Origin of the sequence: Paenibacillus sp. FSL M8-0228 (assembly GCF_038007385.1) — a bacterium.
In the GTDB taxonomy this organism is placed as follows: domain Bacteria; phylum Bacillota; class Bacilli; order Paenibacillales; family Paenibacillaceae; genus Paenibacillus; species Paenibacillus polymyxa_D.
Window position 1 is genome coordinate 4668726 of record NZ_JBBOXA010000001.1, and the last position, 22423, is coordinate 4691148.

Annotated in this window: 20 protein-coding genes, 1 pseudogene and 1 riboswitch; of the genes and pseudogenes, 5 read left to right on the forward strand and 16 right to left on the reverse strand. The window is 47.2% G+C overall.

Going from position 1 to position 22423, the window contains the following annotated elements:
- Window positions 1-35 precede the first annotated feature (35 nt).
- Window positions 36-1103, forward strand: coding sequence for an NAD(P)/FAD-dependent oxidoreductase (locus MKY98_RS21100; protein ID WP_029518224.1), 1068 nt, complete (start codon window positions 36-38; stop codon window positions 1101-1103).
- An 84-nt stretch (window positions 1104-1187) separates the two neighbouring features.
- Here the strand turns inward: MKY98_RS21100 and MKY98_RS21105 are convergent, their stop codons facing one another.
- The gene (locus MKY98_RS21105; protein ID WP_023990179.1) at window positions 1188-1445 is read right to left on the reverse strand and encodes a YuzB family protein; all 258 of its coding nucleotides are present in this window, start codon (window positions 1443-1445) and stop codon (window positions 1188-1190) included.
- A gap of 87 nt (window positions 1446-1532) precedes the next feature.
- Here MKY98_RS21105 and MKY98_RS21110 point away from each other — a divergent pair, with 87 nt between their 5' ends.
- A complete protein-coding gene (locus tag MKY98_RS21110) occupies window positions 1533-1778 on the forward strand; it encodes a NifU family protein (RefSeq protein ID WP_013311836.1) in 246 nt (81 codons plus the stop codon).
- Between the two features lie 92 nt (window positions 1779-1870).
- On the opposite strand, the gene MKY98_RS21115 is transcribed toward MKY98_RS21110, so the two are convergent.
- The 8 genes from MKY98_RS21115 to MKY98_RS21150 all read right to left on the reverse strand — a co-directional run bounded on the left by MKY98_RS21115 (window position 1871) and on the right by MKY98_RS21150 (window position 9951).
- A complete protein-coding gene (locus tag MKY98_RS21115; RefSeq protein ID WP_029518222.1) occupies window positions 1871-2635 on the reverse strand; it encodes an SDR family oxidoreductase in 765 nt (254 codons plus the stop codon).
- Window positions 2636-2777: 142 nt separating this feature from the next.
- Window positions 2778-3620: a MetQ/NlpA family ABC transporter substrate-binding protein gene (locus MKY98_RS21120; RefSeq protein WP_029518221.1), complete on the reverse strand. Its 843-nt coding sequence runs from the start codon at window positions 3618-3620 to the stop codon at window positions 2778-2780.
- A gap of 74 nt (window positions 3621-3694) precedes the next feature.
- The gene (locus tag MKY98_RS21125) at window positions 3695-4363 is read right to left on the reverse strand and encodes a methionine ABC transporter permease (RefSeq protein ID WP_069012611.1); all 669 of its coding nucleotides are present in this window, start codon (window positions 4361-4363) and stop codon (window positions 3695-3697) included.
- Window positions 4360-5382 carry a methionine ABC transporter ATP-binding protein gene (locus MKY98_RS21130; protein ID WP_069012610.1) on the reverse strand — a complete coding sequence of 341 codons (1023 nt, stop codon included), beginning with the start codon at window positions 5380-5382 and terminating at the stop codon, window positions 4360-4362. The genes MKY98_RS21125 and MKY98_RS21130 overlap by 4 nt, the downstream gene beginning before the upstream one ends.
- 136 nt (window positions 5383-5518) lie before the next feature.
- Window positions 5519-5659, reverse strand: a riboswitch (SAM riboswitch).
- A gap of 125 nt (window positions 5660-5784) precedes the next feature.
- Window positions 5785-6510, reverse strand: coding sequence for a Cthe_2314 family HEPN domain-containing protein (locus tag MKY98_RS21135; RefSeq protein ID WP_069012609.1), 726 nt, complete (start codon window positions 6508-6510; stop codon window positions 5785-5787).
- Between the two features lie 51 nt (window positions 6511-6561).
- The gene (locus MKY98_RS21140; RefSeq protein ID WP_208332629.1) at window positions 6562-8328 is read right to left on the reverse strand and encodes a UbiD family decarboxylase; all 1767 of its coding nucleotides are present in this window, start codon (window positions 8326-8328) and stop codon (window positions 6562-6564) included.
- A gap of 129 nt (window positions 8329-8457) precedes the next feature.
- Complete coding sequence (locus tag MKY98_RS21145) at window positions 8458-9387, reverse strand: COX15/CtaA family protein (RefSeq protein ID WP_029518217.1); 930 nt, start codon at window positions 9385-9387, stop codon at window positions 8458-8460.
- Between the two features lie 219 nt (window positions 9388-9606).
- Window positions 9607-9951 carry a thioredoxin family protein gene (locus MKY98_RS21150; RefSeq protein ID WP_025723593.1) on the reverse strand — a complete coding sequence of 115 codons (345 nt, stop codon included), beginning with the start codon at window positions 9949-9951 and terminating at the stop codon, window positions 9607-9609.
- A 239-nt stretch (window positions 9952-10190) separates the two neighbouring features.
- Here MKY98_RS21150 and MKY98_RS21155 point away from each other — a divergent pair, with 239 nt between their 5' ends.
- Window positions 10191-11480, forward strand: coding sequence for a DUF2515 family protein (locus MKY98_RS21155; RefSeq protein ID WP_029518215.1), 1290 nt, complete (start codon window positions 10191-10193; stop codon window positions 11478-11480).
- 17 nt (window positions 11481-11497) lie between these two features.
- Here the strand turns inward: MKY98_RS21155 and MKY98_RS21160 are convergent, their stop codons facing one another.
- From MKY98_RS21160 to MKY98_RS21190, 7 genes are all read right to left on the reverse strand, one after another.
- Window positions 11498-13132 carry a putative polysaccharide biosynthesis protein gene (locus MKY98_RS21160; RefSeq protein WP_029518214.1) on the reverse strand — a complete coding sequence of 545 codons (1635 nt, stop codon included), beginning with the start codon at window positions 13130-13132 and terminating at the stop codon, window positions 11498-11500.
- A gap of 138 nt (window positions 13133-13270) precedes the next feature.
- Window positions 13271-13750 carry a DUF456 domain-containing protein gene (locus tag MKY98_RS21165; RefSeq protein WP_061829850.1) on the reverse strand — a complete coding sequence of 160 codons (480 nt, stop codon included), beginning with the start codon at window positions 13748-13750 and terminating at the stop codon, window positions 13271-13273.
- A gap of 51 nt (window positions 13751-13801) precedes the next feature.
- Window positions 13802-14551: a Cof-type HAD-IIB family hydrolase gene (locus tag MKY98_RS21170; RefSeq protein WP_069012607.1), complete on the reverse strand. Its 750-nt coding sequence runs from the start codon at window positions 14549-14551 to the stop codon at window positions 13802-13804.
- Between the two features lie 82 nt (window positions 14552-14633).
- The gene (locus MKY98_RS21175) at window positions 14634-16712 is read right to left on the reverse strand and encodes a peptidoglycan D,D-transpeptidase FtsI family protein (protein WP_069012606.1); all 2079 of its coding nucleotides are present in this window, start codon (window positions 16710-16712) and stop codon (window positions 14634-14636) included.
- Window positions 16713-16889: 177 nt separating this feature from the next.
- Window positions 16890-18974 carry a peptidoglycan D,D-transpeptidase FtsI family protein gene (locus MKY98_RS21180; RefSeq protein WP_069012605.1) on the reverse strand — a complete coding sequence of 695 codons (2085 nt, stop codon included), beginning with the start codon at window positions 18972-18974 and terminating at the stop codon, window positions 16890-16892.
- A gap of 20 nt (window positions 18975-18994) precedes the next feature.
- Entirely contained in the window at window positions 18995-20146 is a 1152-nt protein-coding gene (locus MKY98_RS21185; protein WP_069012604.1) for a transglutaminase domain-containing protein, read from the reverse strand.
- A 16-nt stretch (window positions 20147-20162) separates the two neighbouring features.
- Window positions 20163-20645, reverse strand: coding sequence for a hypothetical protein (locus MKY98_RS21190; RefSeq protein WP_029518209.1), 483 nt, complete (start codon window positions 20643-20645; stop codon window positions 20163-20165).
- A 223-nt stretch (window positions 20646-20868) separates the two neighbouring features.
- On the opposite strand from MKY98_RS21190, the gene MKY98_RS21195 reads away from it, so the two are divergent.
- Together MKY98_RS21195 and MKY98_RS21200 are read left to right on the forward strand one after the other, a co-directional pair.
- A complete protein-coding gene (locus tag MKY98_RS21195; protein WP_069012603.1) occupies window positions 20869-22038 on the forward strand; it encodes an MFS transporter in 1170 nt (389 codons plus the stop codon).
- A gap of 184 nt (window positions 22039-22222) precedes the next feature.
- Window positions 22223-22291 (forward strand): annotated as a pseudogene (locus tag MKY98_RS21200) (YjcZ family sporulation protein); the annotation flags it as partial.
- Between the last annotated feature and the right edge of the window lie 132 nt (window positions 22292-22423).

Genomic DNA, 22423 nt, shown 5'->3' on the forward strand with positions numbered 1-22423 from the left:
CCGGGGACACGGTAGCGAAAGGAAGGCGGATTTTGATGAAAAATTTCGTTATTCTGGGGGGCGGCTATGGCGGCCTTACCATTGCCAAAGAATTGCTGGATAAACACATTCCCGACGATGTTCAAGTTATTTTAGTGGATCGAATGCCCTTTCAGGGCTTGAAAACAGAGTACTATGCCCTCGCAGCAGGTACGGTTTCTGATTTTGATTTGCGGGTGCATTTTCCAGATGAGCAACGTCTTATTCGCAAATACGGAGAGGTCACCTCGATGGATCTGGAGAATAAAATGGTCCATTTTCAAGACGGTGAACCCTTGCCCTATGATCAGCTTGTCATTGCGTTGGGTTGTACCGACCGCTTTCACAATACACCGGGGGCTGAAGAACACAGCTGTACGATCCAGTCGTTTAACCATACCCGCCAAACCTATCTGCGCTTGAACGAAATCAAGCCATATGGACATGTCCATATTGTAGGCGGCGGTCTTAGCGGTGTTGAGATTGCAGCGGAGTTACGTGAAAGCCGCACGGATTTGAATATTACCATTATGGATCGGGGCGAGCGGGTGCTGTCAGCATTCCCGCAACGTTTGTCTGCCTATGTACATGCTTGGTTCAAGGAGCATCAGGTTAATGCCCTGAACCATGTTGCGGTTTCTCGTATTGAGCCGGGGGCTATTTATAACCGTGACGAGCAAATTGTAACGGATGCAGTGGTATGGACGGCCGGGATTCAGCCAGTAAAAATCGTGCAGGATTTAGCTGTCCCTAAAGACCCTCAGGGTCGTATCGTGCTCAACGATTACTACCAAATACCAGATCATCCAGAGGTATATGTGGTCGGAGACTGTGCGAGCCTTCCCTACTCTCCAAGCGCTCAGGCAGCAGAGGTGCAAGGGGAACAAATCGCACATATTGTACGTGATCTATGGAAAGGTCAAACGCCTCACCCGCATCCTTTAAAGCTGCGCGGTACATTAGGCGCACTTGGCAAGAAGGCCGGGTTCGGCTATGGCTTTATGGGCAGCACTTCATTGCGCGGCCGTGTACCACGCCTGCTTAAAAGCGGTGTGCTCTGGAAGTCCAAACGCCATTTTGGCTGATCATGCTAAACAAACAAAGAAGACCCGCTCCCAAAGCAGGTCTTCTTTGTATATTGCGTGTATGGGCTAACAGAGCATTATATTTCAATCCAAGTCTAGGTTATCCCATGCTTCAGCTTCCTTAATTTTGTTCATAATCACTTCGTACAGAAGCTCTGCTGAATCTGCGGATACAATCTCACCATTGACCATCGCATAGGGTTCCGCGTTACACTGACCGCAATTGCTTAGGCAGCCGTATTCAATCACATCATAATCTGGATTCTGTTCCAGCTTGGACATGATTTCATCAGTGCCCCAATGCATATTACTGGTGCAAAACTCAATAATAGGTCTTAACATTTTTTCACCTGCTTTGGATGACGGGCATTTTAATTTGGCCCGCTTTGTAATATAATAATAAAGGTATAGGAAAGGAGTTGAATTCTAATGAGCGAAACACAAAGCGTTCAAATGTATGATGAAGTAGCAGATGTACTGGATAAGCTCCGTCCGTTCCTGCAACGCGATGGCGGCGACGTTGAGCTGGTTGACGTTGAAGACGGCATCGTTAAGCTGAAGCTGGTAGGTGCTTGCGGCAGTTGCCCAAGTTCCACAATCACGCTGAAAGCAGGGATTGAACGCGCTCTTCTCGAAGAAGTCGACGGCGTCCAAGAAGTGGTACAAGTATTTTAATGCTTGATGCATAATGATCATGAGAGTCTTGACTTCGGTAACGAAGCTCAAGACTCTTTTTTGTGTTACAGCGTCTGAGGGATCACTCAAGCTTATATGGTTGGCCGAATGGGGTCCAATCCTCCCGATACATCCATAATATTGCCTGTTATAAAATCCGAATGCTCCTCACACAAATAGGCGATCACTCGCGCAATGTCCTCTCCGCTCCCCGGACGCCCACGCGGTGTCTCTTTATCCTGCATGCCGATGACATCGGCGATTGACATTTCCTTATTTGCTCCTCGAATATCCCCTGGACAGATCATATTGACCGTGATGCCATAAGGAGCCTCCTCTACAGCCAGTGACTTCGTAAAAGACACCAGCCCCACCTTGGCGGCTGCGTAGACGGCGCGATGCGGCCAAGCCCTCGCTTCTCCAGCATGACCAAAGCCAAAATGAATAATACGTCCCCATTGCTGGCTACGCATGTGAGGCAATACCAAATGATCCAGCAACATGGTACCGACCAGATTCCCTTGTATCATGGTATGAATCTCAGCTACACTGTAATCCGCAAACAGGCGGCGTTCCCGGATGAACGGTCCAGCATTGTTCACCATAATATCGACTCCGCCTAGCCGATCCTGGACTTCACCAATCAGCCTCGTGATATCTTTCTGAACAGTGATATCCCCTTGTAAAGACAGGCAGCGTACTCCCTTAGACTCAATCACCCGCTTAAGCGCTTCGGCTTCTGCTTGGCTATGCACATAATTCAGCGCAATATTACAGCCTTCATTCGCCAGACGCAGAGCGGTCGTTTTACCTAAACCTTTGGCACTACCCGTTATGAATGCGACTTTATCTCTCAACAATTTTCCTCCTGTTCACAGAGAACGGTCACCCCCAAGTATAAAATATTTAAGCTTCCCCTACAACTCTATCCAAAAGAAACCCCAGTCCTCTTGTTCAAGAGAATCTGGGGTTTGCGTGCAATGTGTTCTCGTTCCCTACTTAAAATGCCGGGATAATTGCGCCTTGGTATTTATCTTCAATGAATTTTTTAGTTTCTGGGGATTGCAAAGCTTTAAGCAGCTTCTGAATCGCTTCAGAATCTTTATTATCAGGACGAGCTACCAGAACGTTAGCATATGGAGAATCTTTATCTTCCAGTGCCAGTGCATCCTTCGTCGGGTTCAGCTTAGCTTCCAGAGCGTAGTTCGTGTTGATCAACGCAATGTCCACTTCAGGCAACTGACGTGGCAGCATAGCCGCTTCCAGCTCCTTGAATTTCAGGTTTTTCTTATTTTCAGTAATATCTTTTACCGTAGCTTCAATGTTGCTTGCGTCTTTCAGCTTGATCAGACCTTGTTTTTCCAACAACAACAATGCACGGCCTCCGTTTGTTGCATCGTTCGGAATGGCTACCGTTGCGCCATCTGGGAGTTCATCAAGCTTTTTATATTTTTGGGAGTAGATGCCGAAAGGCTCCAGGTGAACCGCGCCCACAGAAACCAAATTCATTTTGCGCTCTTTGTTCATAACATTCAAGTAAGGTACATGTTGATAGAAGTTAGCATCCAACTGCTTGTCAAACAATTGAACGTTCGGCTGTACATAGTCGTTAAACTGAACGACTTGGAGACGAACCCCTTCTTTTTCCAACTGAGGTTTGATTGCTTCCAAAATTTCCGCATGCGGCACAGGAGAAGCTCCAACTTTCAGCTCCACTTCACGTGGTGATCCGCCTGTATTTTCGGCCGCATTGTTTGTATCCGATGTTGTGCTCTTTGTGCCGCAAGCAGCCAGCACCGCAATTAATGTCAAGCTTAATACAGCCAATACCCATTTCTTCATGTTATTACCCCTCCAATAATTTGTAATATTCAGGAGCAGACGTCCTGATCAATAAGGATATCTATATGTTTTCCCTATTTTCGAGTATAATGCCGCACGAGACGGTCTCCCGCCATTTGCAGCAATTGAACCAATACGACCATCAGCACGACCGCAACGATCATTACAGCCGTTTCATAACGATAATAGCCGTAGTTGATAGCCAGTGTACCCAGTCCACCGCCCCCGATCATCCCGGACATTGCCGTGTAGGATACGAGTGTAACGACGGTAATGGTTAATGCGGCTAGCAGTCCCGGAAGTGCCTCACGTAACAGCACACGCCGGATAATTTGTCCTGTCGAGGCCCCCATTGCTTGTGCGGCTTCAATGACACCCTTGTCCACTTCACGCAGAGACGTTTCGACAAGACGTGCGAAGAATGGGGCAGCCCCGATAACCAATGGTGGGATGGTTCCCAACACCCCGGTCGAGGTACCTACCAGCGATCGTGTAAAAGGAATAAGTGCAACGATCAAAATGATAAATGGCACGGAACGTAAAATGTTAACGATGAATGATAATACAATGTATATCACCTTCATCAGAGTCAACGAGGAGCGGCTCGCCAGAAACAATAATATGCCGAGCGGCAAACCAATAATGAGGGTGAACAATGCGGATGCACCGAGCATCTGAAGGGTTTCCATAGTAGAATTCCCTAGCTCTTCCCAACTCACTTGTGAAAAATCAAGTTCGCTCATTGTCCGATCACCTCCACATCAAGTCCTTGCCCAGACACTTCGCGCAGCGTATGCTCTATATCCTCATGATTTCCTTCAAAACGAACGATTAGCTGACCATAGGGTACATTTTTAATCGTAGATATGGTTCCCTGCAAGATCGCAAAATCAACCCCAGTGCTTCGAGCCGTACGCGACAGAATCGCATCATATGTTTTGCTGCCCAAAAAGGAGATACGCACCACCTGTGCCGACTCGCCGCCACCTGCTGCCGCAATCGCTGCTTGCAACTCCTCGGGATGTTCTGACTCCCGCTGGATAAAGTCCTTGGTTACCTGGTGCTGTGGCTTCAAAAATACTTCCGCCACCGGACCTTGCTCCACGATGTCACCCTGATGAATGACGCCAACTTTATCACAGATGCTTTGAATGACATGCATTTCATGTGTAATCAGCACGATGGTTAAATTAAATCGCTGATTAATATCCAGCAGCAATTTCAGGATAGACCCCGTCGTCTGCGGATCAAGCGCAGAAGTCGCTTCGTCACACAGCAATACATGAGGATCACTAGCCAACGCCCGCGCAATTCCTACCCGCTGTTTCTGTCCACCTGAGAGCTGTGACGGATATTTTCCACTGTGCTCTTCGAGACCCACCAGTTCCAGCAGTTCACGGACCTTCTGGTCCAACTTCTGCTTGGGCGTGTTTACCAGCCGCAACGGAAATGCAATATTGTCATATACCGTCGCCGAAGACAACAAATTAAAATGCTGAAAAATCATTCCGATTTTTCGGCGCTGCATTTGTAACTGGGATTGATTCACAGTAGTGAGGTTTACCCCGTCTACCCATACTTCACCTGAAGTAGGGCGTTCCAATAAATTAATACAGCGGATCAATGTACTTTTCCCCGCTCCGGAGTGACCAATCACTCCGAATATTTCTCCACGCTTTATAGAAAGATTCAACCCAGACAGCGCATTAACGCGTCGGTTGCCTTTGCCATAATGCTTGGTTAACTGCTTAAGCTCTATCAACGTGCTGCGACCCCCTTCACTTCTTCCTTACCCTTTTTACCAGTTGTCATCTCTCAGGATTGTATAAAATCGCTATTTATTTATACAAAAAAGAGCCCCTTTCACAGAATGAAAAGGGCCCCACCTAGCGATCCTTTTCTCATCTGCCAAAATCGCTATAACTCTAGCGGTTTTGTAGGAATTAGCACCATCATGTTCCCTCCCAGTGTATTACACCGGGAAAAAAACGGGTTGCCGGGCTTCATCGGGCCAGTCCCTCCACCTCTCTGGATAAGAAAAATATGTTAAACTCCAGCTTTAGCTGTCCGTTAAGTTTATATAAAAAAACATAATTCAAGCATTTTTCTGAAACTAGGTTTCAGTATAGATAGTTTACATTGCTTTGTCAAAGGATATTTTCTATCATATTTTTGGGCGTACTGCCCGGTTCTCCCATTGTTTCGCAGTATAAGTAAAGGCGATTGACAACGACCGACACACCATTTCCAAGCCCTGCTGCAAATCTTCCAAATGGTGATCGAGATCCTCCAGTTGGATTTTTCCATACAAAGCTCGGTGTCGTTGCCAGAGATCATCCTGCATTTCCGTATTCATATAGTGTATCTCCGTATTTCGCCGCTTACGCAGCCGATTGATGGCATCGTTGTATGTATCCTTGATATCATTTAAATTATCGGTCAATACAGGATGCATTTTGAGATACTTGAGCTGCCGCAACACGGTAAAATACGAATAATGCGCCTTATACTGCCCTGTTTTTAAATCATACAGATCATTTAGCCAGTTGCCCAGCTTATCCAAAATGGAAAATACCCTCACAAACCCATCTTTATAAAAGAAAACATACAATGCATAGTCGGATTTTTCATCCTCACTCATATCTTCAGCATATCCGGCTTTCACTTTCATACGGAAAAAGGCGGCAGCATGATGGCTCTGCTCCAGTTCATCCAGAGATGACATTAGACCGCGTGTCAAAATATCCGCCTTCCGAAAATCGTGGGTCGGATCTCCACCAGCCTGAATTTGCCGTTCCAGCAGGTTCAACATATCTGACATGCTATTCATGGCATCTAGCAGGATGCCCTTGTTCACACGCGGCGGCTCACCCAGTAGCTTGCGTATCATGCTTACGCCTCCTTATAAATATAAAATCCGGCTCTAGGTTTAATTAGGGCGTCAAGCGAAATAACTTGTCCATCGTTGATCTACAAGCTTAACAATATCCTCACGCGGTAACACCTCATCCGGATACCCCGGCTTCATACGCGCATCCACTACAATCGGCAGCTTATAGTTCAGATGATGCAAACGCACTTCGCTGTCCGCGTACATATCCGTAGCCGGGTTAAAGCGAGTGAATACCGTCCACAGGAACGAGGCTTGAGAGCGAACGACTTCCTTGGCATCGTCCACAATGAAAACGAGCGGCCACTCTTGCTCACCCGCAGCTAATCGCTCCAATACACGCGCAGCGAGTTCAGGCTCCTGCTCAAAGGAAGAGCCGGACACAACGAGGCACCCTCCGCAATAGGGCTCAATTTCACGAATGCCCGGCAGATCGCCTCCCTCATAAGCACGAGGCAATTCACGTACAGGCTCACCTATTCCCATCAGGATCGCCTTACTGCCATGATTCAGCTTGCGGCCTGTGTAATCGAGTGTATCGTGTGACGTGTGATTGAAAATAAATAAATCCCTTGCTGGATTAAATCGCTCCAGAATGGTTTCTAACAGCAGGTTAAAGTCAGATAAATCAATGACTCGATCTGTCAGCATCAGGAACTTGGTCAATGACAATTGACCTTGACCCAAAATGGTAAAACCGGATACAAGCGCTTCACGGGAGTAGCTTTCACGTACGACTGCCGCTGCCAGCGCATGTACGCCCGTTTCCGCATACGCCCACAGGGACTTGACGGAAGGCATCACAAGCGGATAGGCAGGCGACAGCAGACGTTGCAAAAACTCACCGAGGTAGTAGTCTTCTTGCCGAGGCTTACCTACAATAGTTGCCGGATAAATGGCATCCTTGCGGTGATGCATATGTTTGACATGAAATACAGGGAAATCATGCTGTAATGAATAATATCCAAAATGATCGCCAAACGGGCCTTCCGGACGGCGTTCATGAGGTGGCACATAACCGCTGATTGCAAATTCTGCTTCTGCTGGAATCCGATGACCCCCAAGCGGGTCCTCTGTCATGGGCAGCTTGCCTCCCATAATAAGCGAAGCCAGCAACAGCTCAGGCAAGTTTTCCGGTGCTGGAGCAATGGCAGACGCAATCAGAGCAGGCGGGCCACCGATGATAATCGTCGTAGGCAACGGCTCATTACGCAGCTCCGCTTCATGATAATGGAAACCGCCGCCTTTATGAATTTGCCAGTGAATGCCCGTCGTCTGATCATCATAAATCTGAATGCGGTACATCCCCAGATTATGATCCTTGGGCTGACCTGGCTTCTCGGTATACACGAGTGGAAGGGTAATAAACGGTCCTCCATCCTCATGCCAACTGGTCACTTTAGGCAGTGGTGCCAGCGGAGCCTCTGTACGGCGAACTCCCAATACAGGAGCCTCGCTATGAGATACTGTTTTTAGGCCTACTTTTAGCATGTCCTTAATCAGGCCACGTTCATTCCACAATGCTTTGGGTGTAGGTGGAAACAATGTTTTGGTTGCTCCTACAATCGCATCCATCAGTTGCTCTGGGCGCGGGCCAAAAGCCATGTCCACACGGCGATTCGTGCCAAACAGATTACTGGCTACAGGAAACGGAGTTCCTTTTACATTCGTGAACAGCAGTGCCGGCCCTTCTTCCTCAATGACTCTTCGATGAATCTCAGCCAGCTCCAAGTAAGGATCGACAGGTGCCTCTATAATTTTAAGATGATTTTCTTTACGCAGTGCTTCAATAAATTGGCGCAAATTCTGGTAGATCAACTGGACGATTCCTCCTAAGCAAATCAAGCCCTCGAGAAACTCGTGGGCCTGGTTTGTTTCTTATATGCTATTATACGTGTTTAAACGCCACTTGGGCAAAAATCCGCTTCACTATGATCTATGAAATGCTTAGGTACGTTGTGCTTGGGTCGGAACAAGCTTGCGATCCGGTGACAATTGCCATACACGATAGCTCAGATAAGCCAAGATGGAGAACAACGATGCAATCACCAGCATATGCCCCAGCACGATAAACATGTAGATTTCAGGTCTGTTGACGTACAGCAAGATAATTCCAATCACCACTTGAAGCAGGATTAACAAGACCGATACAACACCCAATATACGGATGTCCCGGTGATTCGGGTGATAACGGTATGCGTAGTGACCCACAGCCAAGATAATGACGAACAGCAGACCGGCTGAAATCTGATGAAGCAACAGTGGAGATATGAAGCCTCCAATATTTACAACCTTCTGGATGACCGAGTGACTAAGCAATGCCCCTGAATAGACAGCAATATAGGTATAGATCGTCGATAGCCATATAAAATTACGAAAGCCCCGACTGACAGGCCCAGGAATCAGACGCGGAGTGTGGCGTGAGTCCGCATGCTCCTGCCAGGCCCCCAGCGTCATCATAGTCGCACTGGCAAAAGCGATAAGCGCAAAGCCAAAATGCAGTCCCATGACCGCAGCTGATTGGGAGAATATGACAGCCAACGCCCCCATTGCACCTTGTATGATCACAAACAAGAGCGTGAGCAGCGAGAATAGCTGTAAATCCTTTCGATGCTTCATAAACAGCAAAAAGCCAACAAATGAGGCGATAGAAAGAATCCCGGCCATGGCACTGACGGAGCGGTGAGAGAACTCAATAAGGGATGCGATCGTATGTGCCGGAACCAGCTTACCATTGCATAGCGGGAATTCCCGGCCACAGCCCAGACCCGAATCCGTCCGCGTCACAACACCTCCACCGAAGGTAGCCAAAAACATGACAATACATGTTACGAGTGCCAGCCATTTTAATATTCTAATTTTGTTATTCAAATTCACCCGTATCCTTCCAAATATAATATTTATTCACTTTATATGTTGTGAAATGATCACTTATAGTAATTATAACTGATATATCGTTCCTTGACATACGAGCTTTGTTGACAAAATGTGAACGTGTTCGTGAGAAAGCCGCCCCCTTGAAAGGAAGCGGCTTTCTGAATGTCTTGATGTTTAAAATTCAATTTGGAACCTTCATGTATGCATGTACAGCATTCATTATTTTGCCAAGCTCGCATGGACTTCAACAGCCCGATCCAAAAATTGCTCAATCTCCTCGCGGGATTTGCGCAGTCTGTTCACCAGACGTACCAGTTCTCGCCCTTCACTGTAAGCGATAAAGCTAGGAATCCCCAATACATTCTGCTCTTGACTGACGCTTTCGGCCTGTTCTACATCAATCTCAATTAATGTAAGCTTATCTGCATATTGTTGTTCCACATCAGGCATGAACGGATCAATGAAATGACAATCCCCACACCAGTCCGCCTTAAATACAGCCACCGTTACGCCCGGAGTGGATATTGCCTTATTAAAGTCTTCATGAGAGACGATTTTTTGCATGGATGATTCCTCCTTAAATTCTTTTTATACTGAAAAGATTGCACTTTCTATTGTAACGCCAAGTGAAGCTTTTGCACACTCCCCCATTCTGCTCACATGCCGATTGGAAGCCCTCTCATTGAGGCATACTAAATATATACTTAAGAATCCACCACATAAACGACGACATCCTAACAGCATACCCAACTTACTTGGCAGGATACGGGGATGCTTGCAGTTGGAAAGGAGGTTATTTAGTCATGTCTCTTACCGAATGGCTCCATACGGCATCTCGACAGCTTCAGGGAGGGCTAAAGTTACTGGGTTCCGTTCCCCGTGTTGCTGAGGAAGCTTGGGAAGGCAAACGGGCAGCCTGGACCGAATCCCGCAAATTACGCTACCCCTTGCGTGAACTAGCGTGGGATTATCATACGGCACAGGCCGCTATGAATGAAGCTGAAGCGTTAATGTTGGTGAACGGACCCGCTACGCGTCCCTCTTCTCTGAATATGCCCTTATGCGAAACAGACTGTGAGCTGCTGGAGCGGATCAAGAACGATACAGCACAGGAGAATCGCAGCAACGTTACCCGCACTGCTGCTTACCTTGAATGCTATCGTGGCTACCCGGAGTTACACTGGGCATTACTGGCTCACCTGGTTTCTCGTAATGGCGGCTATCATATGACCGATCTGAAAGGGGGACTGATTGACAACCTATTCGGCGAGCAGGAAAAGGAATGGCTGTATCGGCTACTGGAGCGCTGTAACGCCCTTATTTTTCAAGACGCTTATCCGCAGTTGCAACTTTACATGCACAGCCGTCATTTAGGTCGGAGTTGCTTTCATTTGTTGCCTTATTTTCACGTTTCGCCATTCATGAAGCCCTTTTGGGAACGTTTCTGGGCATGGCGTGATAGCTCTCTGTTGACTGTGGCGCTCATCATTAATGAACAAAACTATATTGAAGGACGTGTGGTAAAAGATCCGTATTTTCAAAAATTTGTGACACACAAGCCGGGCTTTTATTTGCATGACTGGCTCCAGCTTAATCAGGTTATATTTCCACTTGGGCTAAACGGTGGGCTTGCTGGACTAGTGATGGAGCGTTTCGGCCATTTGGACGAGCGGATCGGCTTTGGCAAAAGTCTCTATGCTATGCTCTTCGGCCATCAGCAGGTGCTGGACCAGGCATCAGCATTCGCTAACAGTGTGCCGCATACGGGTTCACGCAGCGACTATTGGCCTGGACTATTCACCCCGAATGAACAAAAAGCGTTGCACTCTCCAGATGAAAGTGCAACGCTTTTAGCACATGAATGGCTACCGCCAGGACAACGTCTGTACAGCCCGGAGCTGAACGCCGTCTGGTCCGATACAACTTATGATCCAATCCCCCGGTATGACTGGTTTCAGGACGGCTCCACACTTGGGCATCTAAGCGAACCAAGGCGACCGCTGTTATTTGCCATGCGCCACGAGCATCGCCATGGCATACAAAAAACAGCAATGGCCCACGTTGCCCATAACAGCTTGCAACCTTTCCACTGAAAGACTGGAGAGCTCTTTTAGCCTCGCTGTCCTGTGGACTCACGCTGTAGGCGCATTAACGGACGTAGTACCTTTTGCAACATACGTGGGTAGTTGCCCAGCTCGTCCCTGCGCAATACGCGCAATACAACCAGCAACACCAAGTAGCATACCAGTACAGTCGCTCCGGCAATGCAGCATGCGATGAAGAAGGCTACACGCGCAGGCATCAGATGCACCAGCAGAATACAGGCTTCATTTACACCGTATCCGATAGCTCCTGAGACGACGACTGCGGTTAGGAAACCTGCCCAGCGACGGCCCATGATGGAAAAGGAGACGATCCCTTTAAGCACACGCAAATTCAGCAATGTGATCACGAGGAAACATAATCCGGTTGCGGCAATGATCCCGTAAATCCCAAGCCAACCAGCCAGCAGCCAGCTCGCTGCAAACTTGACGACGATCCCGACCATGACATTAACCATTGAAATACGCGGCTTGCCCATACCGATCAATATCGAATTAGAAGTCATCATCGTAATCTGGAATATCGTTCCGAGTGTCAGAACAGCGATGATACCACTGCCTCCAAGCGAGCTGAACAGTAAACCATTAATAGAATAGGCGGTCACACATAAAGCCAGCACAATCGGCATTCCAGTCAAAATAGAGATACGCAAAGCCAGCGTCATCTGATTTTGTAAATGCTGCTCATCCTTACGAGCAAATGCCGCTGAAATGATCGGAATGAGCGATTGGCTGAGCGCAATGGCCAAAATCGGCGGAATCCCCGCCACACTCTGTGCCCGAGAGCCTAGATAACCCAACTGAGTAGTCGCCTGATCCAACCCCACTTGACCAGACAGCAGTCTCACCACAATCGAGGTATCAATAAAGTTGACCGCCGGAACGGTCAGAGACGACAATACAATCGGAATGGAAAGCTTAAAAATATCTTTGTAAATGCGCATCATCGGTAGCGCGGAGCTTTCCTCTTGGAATTGATCTTGACGATCCTGTCGATCCTGACGACGCAATTTTACCGTGTAGTACAACATGACCGCCAGAGCGCCAAGACTTCCCATGACACCCCCAAAGGAGGCCCCAGCTGCAACCTCGCGATCTCCATAACCCAGCTTCAAAATAATAAAAGCGAGTATAATAGCGGTCGCTACCCGTGCAACCTGCTCCACGATTTGTGAAATACCGCCTGCGGTCATATTACCGCGCCCTTGGAAGTATCCACGCATCATAGCAATGGCAGGGAACAGCAGTAATGCTGGTGCCAAAGCCTGAATGGCCAAAGCGGATTGCGGAACCCCTGCTACATGCTCGGCAAAATAAGGCGCTCCAAAATACAGCAGCGCTGTAATGATAATGCCTGCCGCAGCCGCGAATATTAAAGCTGCACGATACACACGTCGCGCTTCCGAAGGCCGATCCAGTGCATAACGTTCTGAAACCATTTTGCTCAACGTGCTTGGAATGCCGGCCGTAGCCACCGTGAGCAGCATCAAGTAAGCGTTGTTCGCAATGGTAAACGAGGCGTTCCCTACGGAACCTAGCAGATGCTCCAATGGAACACGCTGTACCAGACCAAGCACTCTGGCCACCAAGGCGGCAGCAGCTAAAATAAGCGTACCTTTAAGGAATGTTTCTTTATTGGACAAAATGCGTTCCCTTCTTTCTTGCTGTTCACACGCATGCAAAAGCCCCGCACAAACAATCATGGCCTGAGCCATCACCGGTGCGGAGCCGCATGTCGATTCTGTCTCTGCAAATCATAATAAACGAAAACGAATCTCGGGTCATAACACCCAAATCAAGAATACAATAATCATGGCAAGCTGCAAAATCACTTTCATCACGGTGCTGGTAAAAAGACCTAATACAGAGCCAAAGCCCACTTTTATAGCTCGATCCAGCGGGGCTTTGCCAATCAGCTCACCCAGTACGGCGCCGATAAATGGTCCCAAAATCAGGCCAAATGCCGGAATAACGAAGGGGCCAATAATAATCCCGACAGTGCTGAGGATTGCTGACAGACGCGAGCCGCCAAATCGCTTGACTCCCCACGCATTCACAGCATAATCGGCAACAAAAAGGGCAACGACGATTAGTGTTTGTATAATCCAAAACAATGCATTGTATGGAGCAAACGAGAAAAACCAGCCGTATACAAAAAATGCAAAATAGATGGCGAGCGCCCCCGGCAATACGGGATATACCGCCCCGGCCATGCCCACAATGAACAACACAATGACAACAATCCAACCTACAACGTCCATGGGCCTCCTCCTTCTCGTCCATTCATCCTGCTTGCTGCATCATTCGTTGTATTACACAAGCACATAATCACGAATCACTTCTACAATGCCGTCGTCATTGTTCGAAGCCACGACCACATCAGCGGCTTCTTTAACTGTATCCTGAGCATTACCCATGGCTACGCCCAGTCCAACCGCTTGAATCACAGCCAGGTCATTCAGACTGTCGCCAACAGCAACCACCTGCTCCAGAGTAATGCCCAGCAAGTCGCACACTTCAGCGATTCCACTGGCTTTGGATATACCAGCTGGGTTAATTTCCAGATTTGTCATCGAAGAATTGGAAATTTCAAGTCCACCCATGTCCTGAAGCTTAAGCAAAATTTGGTGGCGAATTTCATCATTTTCCGTATTATAACCGAATTTAAGCCATTCCTGTGTGTCCAATGTATCCGGCCAACGATCTCTGTTATATAATTCCTCCGTTGAGTAAGCCCAGAACCAAGAGCCTGTTTCTACGGCAATCTGGTGCATCTTACGAACGAGCTCCTTATCAAGTAAATAACGGCGCCACAACTCGTGGGGTGATTTCCACACCTCACTGCCGTTTACAGTTACCATTGGCGTCTCCAGGCCGAGTTGCTGACCGTAAGGCAGAGCATGCATCGCTGCACGTCCAGTAGACAAGCATACAAGGATCCCTTCCTGAATCGCCTTGTTAATCCAGTTAATCGTTTCCAAGGAAATTTCATGATTATCATTCAGTAAGGTTCCATCCATGTCGAGCGCAAGCAGTTTGTATTTATATTGGTTCTCTCCCATAGTGTCTCTTCCTCCTGTATGTCCCTTATGTCCAACGACATTTTACCATGAAAAAGAGAAGCCCACAAAAAAATTCAAGTCCTCACTTTGCTGCCAGAGGCTTTTTAGGAGTACCATCTAGCCCATATACTTCGTCATACGCATCAAATATTTTACGCGCAACCGGTCCCGCGCTCGTCGCACCAAAGCCCCCTTCAGGAATGATGACCGCTACTGCCAGCTTCGGATTTTGACGTGGAGCAAAAGCGATGAACACCCCGTTATCTTTAACCGTACGTCCCACCACCTGCTCGGAAGTCCCCGTTTTACGGGCATAATCATAAGGAAATCCATTAAAGGCTTTAACATCCGTAGCCATACCTCGAATCACTGTATTCCAGTGCGCATCTGAAAAAGCGACCTCATTCAGCACCTTCGGCTTAAATTCACGTACAAGATTCCCCTGATCATCTACAATTTTGCTGACCAAATGAGGCTGCATACGCTTGCCCTTTGTTGCCAGCACAGTTGTATACTGGGCTAACTGCATGGCCGTATACTTTCCCTGCTGACCAAAGGATGCCTGTACCAAACGTGTCAGCGCACTTTCATGCTTGCTCATATACTCAAGTCTGCCTGCCCACTCGCCCGGCAAATCTACTTCAGTTGGTACGCCTAATCCAAATTCCTTCATATACTTGTCCCATACATCAATTCCCTGATGAATCCCTGCATTACTTCCGTATTTGTCATACATCGGCTTGCCGATCATATCCACCATAAACGTATTTGACGAGACCTCAATTGCCCTGCTAGGTGTCAAAGAACCATACACATGTCCGCTAGAATTCCCAACCCGGCTGGAGCGATTTTTACCGTAGTACGCACTTCCCGTATCCTGATAAGTCTGTCCGGGGGAAAACAGGTTTTCCTTCAACCCGATCAGCACGGTCAGCGGTTTAATGGTTGAACCCAGAAGTACCGAGGATTCTGGATGTGGACCTGCTTTACCGCTAGGGACGGATTTAATGGTTCCGTTTCCCATTTTATGCTGAATTTCGTCATATACCGAAGGTGGGGTACTCCCACTTTTCCATACATTAGAGTCATAATCCGGCATACTGGCCATTGCCACGATATTTCCGGTCTCTACCTCCATCGCTACAGCGAAGCCAGTGGTTGCGTCTTGATGAAGCTTCCCCGATACGGCATGAGTATGAAGCCAGCGAAGCTGATCCATAATGGCCTGTTCGGTTTTCTGCTGAATTTCCTTGTTGATGGTGGAATATAAATGATTTCCTTTTTCAGGAGGAGTAATGGATTCAATGCCCTCCGGCATGCTGCGAGGATTGACCTCTACCGTTTTATATCCGTTTTTCCCTCTCAGCTCGTCCTGGTACTGAAGCTCCAAGCCATCATATCCGACCGTTTCACTTTCCGAATAAACCTGTGCCGGTTTTAAAACCTCTGAATTCGCTTCATAGAGCTCTTTATATTTGGGCCGGTTCGTTCGAGCTCCTTTGAACTTGTACATATATCCAATCGTTTGTACCGCCACCCGATCCGGGTCATAATGGCGTACACTTTCTTCTATAACCTCTACACCAGGGAACTCTGTCCGATGTTCCAGAAAATAAGCGATTTCCTCCCGACTCAAGTCGGATTTGACCAATCGCGGGGTAAATCCCCTATATTGATTATAGTCCGGGTCCAGTCGCTTTTTTATTTCCTCTGCATTAAGCTGCTCCCCTTCGGTATGCCCCAGTTCGTTTAATTTGGCAGCAAGTCTGGTAGCAAAAGCATCGAGCTCAGGGAGCAGCTTTTCCCCCGGCTTGCGATCTTTCTCCGTACGTTTGCTATAATCCTTAGATAAAGTTACATACAAGGACTGTACTGAAGTCGAATACGCCAGCTTAACCGTACCTGTAGAGTCATAAATCGTGCCGCGACTCGGGGCTAACGGGACATTTTTCGTATTTACGGATTGCTGCTGCCCTTTCAGCTCCTCCGATTGTACAAACTGCAATACAGCTAGTCTGGTAATGATCAGGGCAAACAGCACAAAAGCACTAAAAAACAGCAGGTTGGTTCGTAAAACCGTCCGTTTTTTTCGTGACTCTTCATTCTCTTCAACATTTTTCTTTTTGAATGAAAACTTTTTATCCAAACTTCCTCTGTCCATATTAGCTTGTCATTACTCCTTCCAATAGGGTATATTCCTGATCCTACCATATCCAAAGCCATAAACGATGAATTCCGAGATGACAATTTTGTAAGAAAACATAGAAAAAACATAAAAAAGCTTCCCTCAGCCCAAAGGCTAAGAGAAGCTTTTATGAAATGATATCGTATAAAATGATTATGGCTGTTTGATTGCGTTAGGATCGGTTGCTGTGGCATCCTTTTTCTTAGGTACCCCGTCCAATCCATAAACTTCGTCGTAGGCATCAAAGATTTTACGTGCCACAGGTCCGGCGCTCCATGCCCCGAAGCCCCCCTCAGGAATAACAACCGCTACTGCAAGTTTGGGATTTTGACGTGGAGCAAAGGCAATAAATACCCCGTTATCTTTTAGTTCTCTGCCCACACTTTGCTGCGATGTCCCTGTTTTGCGAGCAAAGTCATAAGGGAAACCTTTAAATGCGCTGACATCTGTTGCCATCCCGCGTATGACCTCATTCCAGTATGCATCCGGGAATTTCACTTCATTTAGCACCTTCGGCTTAAACGTTTGAACTACATTACCGTTGGTATCTTTAATTTGGCTGACCAAATGTGGCTCCATCCGTTTGCCCTTGGTAGCCAATACTGCTGTATATTGTGCAAGCTGAAGCGTTGTATATTTACCCTGCTGACCAAAAGAAGCATATGCAAGTTTAGATAATGAAGACTCTTTCGAATTATGAGCATACTCTCTGCGTCCAGACCATTCACTTGGTAAATCTACACCCGTAGAAACACCTAGTCCAAATTCCTTCATGTAGCGGTCCCATACATTCACACCTTGATCTTCCTTGGCATTATTAATGTATTTGTTGTACAATCTTTTGCCCACCATATCGACCATAAATGCATTGGAGGAATGCCGAATGGCAGAAGCTGGGTCCAACCCGCCGTACACATGACCCGAGGAATTCCGAACTCGTGACGAATTATTACGCCCAAAGTAAGCCGCTCCTGTATCCTGGTAATACGATGAGGTACTGAATAGATTTTCCTCCAGTCCTACTAACACAGAAAGCGGCTTAATGGTGGAGCCAAGTAGGACAACCGACTCTGGATGTTGACCTGATTGGCCCGATCCAAAGGAGCGAATAGTACCATTCAAGTATACATTTTGTATTTTCTTATAATTATCGCTAGATATATTTCCGGTCTGCCAGTAATTAGCATCATAATCCGGCATACTAGCCATCGCCACCACATTTCCTGTATCCACTTCCATAGCCACAGCAAAGCCTGTTTTAGCATAAGGATGGGTCTTGCCAGATACAGCGTGTGAATGGAGCCATCTCAATTGATCCATAATAGCATCTTCCGTTTTAACCTGAATTTCTTTGTTAATCGTAGAATATACATTATTTCCTTTTTGCGGAGGAGTAACAGAATCTACACCTTCCGGCATATTGCGTGGATCAATCGGAACCGTTTTATAGCCATTTTTCCCTCGTAACTGTTCCTGATATTGATATTCCAGTCCATCAAAGCCAACAGATTCGTTATCCATATAAATGAGGCCCGGATCATTTTCAGCTGACATGGATTTTTGAATATTCTTATATTTATCCAACGTTTCACGCGCACTTTTATAGCTTTTAATGTAGCCAACCGTTTGGACAGCTACCGTATCTGGATCGTAATGACGTACCGTTTCCTCTACGACATCTATGCCCGGGAACTCACTCTTATGCTGCATAAAATAGGCCACTTCATCTTTGTTAAGATTCGTTTTAATCAGACGCGGCGTAAAACCGCTAAATCGCTGATAGTTACGGTCCATAGCGTCCATAATTTGCTCTGCCGTCATTTTCGGCTCATCTTTATTCCCATATTCAGCAAAGCGATTCGCCAGCTTCTGTGTCATTTTCTCCAGCTCAGGCAATAGCTTTTTGTCATTATCACGCTTTTCTTCCATACCATCACTGTAGTTCTTGGAGAGCGTGATATACAGCGATTGTACAGGTGTAGAATACGCTAGTCTGTTCTGCCCGGTGGAATCATAAATCGTTCCGCGAATCGGCGTAAGTGGTACATTTTTGGTAACATTACTGGCCTCCTGCTGCTTGAGCTGAGGTCCATCCACGAATTGAAGTATCGCCAATCTTACAATGATGACTGTAAATATAATGAACGAGCTGAAAAAGAACAGATTGATCCGAAAGCTGAATCTTTTTCGATCAGACGTCCCATTGTCTGTTCCCTGCTCGTTGTCTATCTTTCTCATGTGCCCTTTTCCACTCCTTATTAAATCACTTTATCCTTGATATGTGTTTGGGCAAAACCAGGCGGATTAAACCAGTCCCCACTTTGCGCCCAGGTCGGGTCTAGCGGTACCCACTGATTCTGTCCGCTCAAATATACCTCATTCCAGGCATGGGACCCGTATCCTCCCTGTCCGTTGTACCCAAGGCCTGTCACCACCTTGACCTGTAGCCCCTGCGAACGAGCCATCATTGAGTACAGGCGGGCATAATCAATGCACACTCCTTTACGTGTATCAAACGTATCTCTGGGAGTCTGTTCATGCCAGTCACCACGTTGCTCATAGGCTTCGACCTTACTGTAATCATAGCTAATACGGGTGCCTACCCATTCATACAACGCTCTAGCTTTTTGCTCGTCACCGCTAGCCCCTTCTGTAATCTTGGCCGCTGCCTGAACGATATCGCTTGGAATGTCCCGGTCGATTATTTCATATTTGCGCTGCATGATACCATTCAATTCCTTGGTAACGGCCTGCGTAAATACGGGCAGCTTATCCTTAATCAGAGTCCCGGACAACGGCTCAATGACCGATTGCGCACCTTGCTTATAAATCGGCGAAGCTTGTACGTAGCTGCTAAACCCGCTGTTTGGGTACAGACTAACGCCTATGAACAGCAGGGCTATGATCATCATGGCGCGAGCTCCACCAATAAGGGTACCTATTCCGGCCCCTGCCACCCTGCTGAAAAAGCCCGATTTTTTTGGATGCTCATGGAGGGAGGAATCTGATTTTCCACCTACCATCAACACATAAATGGCACGCAGTATAAACTGGGCAATAGCATAACTGAGCATGAACAATACGGCGAATCGCAGCAGCGGAAAACCCTCTATCCCCGCCACAAGCGTATAATAAAATTGCTCAATCCCGCTTAGTTTTCGCTGTGGCAAATGCTCCATGTAAGCTGCCAGCCATTGTTGCACCTTCGGTGAAAGCCACATGGCTAATCCGAGCGAGCACAAAATACCCGCTACAGTCAGTATGCCATCCACAATAAGACTAAACAGCGCCCCTACAGATCTGGAAGCTCCTCGTCTCCAGCCCTGAATCAACGACAGCAGTACAATGACAATTAAAAACACCGTCACGCCATTCCAATGAAGAATAGGCTCCAGCCAGGATGGTTTCATTGTGTTCCTCCTGTCTCTACGGCGACTGTGGCGACTGTGTTACAGCCGAGCCTTTCGCACCTTCGATATATTTCTTGACGGTATCGCCCATACTCCACTCGCCCAGCGACATCCCCTGAAACCATACCTTGACCTTGTCACCATCAAATGGACCTTTCACTTCCAAGTTGGAGCTGGTTACCGAAAACGTACCATCCGCGTTGGATGTGTATTGGGCATCCCGTCCCTCTTTGATCATCATGTTCAAGGCCTCGCTCTGAACCTTGTTAATCGCATCATCCTTTGCCTGAGTAACGACCTTGCCGACCTGTTCAAAGGAAATGCCACTGTAGATAAGCAAGCCTGCAATTACGACGATGACAATCAGCCATTTTATGAGAGTTCTTACAACCTTCAATATGACTAACAATAGGACAAGCCCAATTAATATATACAGCCAATTATCTTGAACAATCTGCCAATTATGTTCCAAAAACTCTCTCCAGACGCCCTTATCCATTTCGCTACACTCCCGTTTTCAACTACATGATTCGAATTGCAAAATTGTCTCTGTAATTATACATGATTACGCAATGTCCTGTCAGCTTAGGTCTTATACATACCTTGTCTTTCAATTCTTGTCCATACAAAGTGGTCTATGTTCGTCCAATCCAGCGTACAACTTAGGAAGGGCCAATACGAAGTAACATGAAAGTTTACATTAGGGAAAGGGGGTCATTCACATGAAAACAGCCCTCTGGCTGTATCTCTTTTTGTTCATTGCCTTTTTTGATCTGCATGCGCAATATCCTATTTTGACGCCATTCGCCATCTCTCTGGGGGCAGCTCCTACCTTTATCGGTTGGATGATGGGGATTTACTCTCTGACTCACCTGCCTGGCAATTTGATGGCAGGTCCCAAAGTCGACAAACACGGCAGTCGCCGATATATTATGTTCAGCCTGACAGCTGCAGGCCTGATCCTGATCATTCAATCGTACATCCATACACCGTGGGAATTACTTTTTCTGCGTGCGATTAGTGGCTATGTGTTGGCTTTTTTATCTCCAGCCTGTCTGGCCATGCTGGCGCAACTGTCTGATCATCCGGTTACGCAGGGTAAATATATGTCGGGGCATGGTGTCGTCCATACGTTGGCCTCTGTTCTGTCTCCAGCCGCAGGCGCATTTATCGTAGCCAGTTTTGGCTTTAGCGAGACATTTAGTTCCCTTGGCATCATTCTCGTAATCACGGGGCTTATGGCTTATTTCACCTTACCCAAAAAAGCACCCGCTCCGCAGGCCCAATTATCTGATGGTCATACGATACCTGCTCCACTCTCGGCAGCACAGACGCGGTTACCATTCAATTGGCGTTACCTGCTTTTACCTTTTGTTTTGGCGTGCGCACAAGGCATTTTATTTTATGAGATCCCATTACGAAATAACGGTTCTGCGTCCATGATGTCCACCGGATTGCTTTTTTCCATCATCAGTTTGGGAGCACTCTGTACGCTTAGTTTGCTTTTTCTGAACAAATATTCACCGATGGTCAGGCTACTTTGTGGCATTATTCTGATGTCTTTAAGCTTCTATGCACTCGCCACCACGCCCGAAGCGACAATAGGCATCATCCTGTTTATTTTGGGAACAGCCAAAGGCATCATTTTTCCAGCGCTGGCCTCTCTCTTCATACGAATTGGAGGTGCTCGATTGGGCAAAACCTTTGCCCTGCAATCCATTGCAACGTCAATCGGCTCCTTTGCCGGGCCTGTACTGGCGGGTCAGCTTCCGGATCACATATCCCCTTTTTTTATCGCATTTCTGATTCTGATGGCTGGCCTGCTATTCGTTCCCGTTAAGCGCATATCTCCGACGCCGCCACTGTCTGCCACAGGACCTTATCATTCCTAGCTAGTCTGAGGCAGTGGGTATGCTAAAATGCTATCTTTAAAGCCCAAAATGCCGTTCCAGAGGGCAGATGCACAGTACACTATACCCCTATCCACATAGACTATTTTGACTGAACATTCACTAATAAAGGGAGGTGCAGCCTGTGAGCCACTGTCATCCTGTAAGCCCTTGCCCTGTTTTTGGAACTTCAACTGGCACCATTCTTGTTCTTTATATTCTGCTCGTCATCATTCTCCGTACTTGCTGGTTTTAATGTCTAAATTGCCCTAACATGTTGTCCCTTGTACCCATGCCTGCCACTTCTGGCAGGCTATTTTGTTATTTTTTGCATGAGAACCCTATTTGGAGCTACACTATACTCATATTCTTCATTTCCCGGGGAATT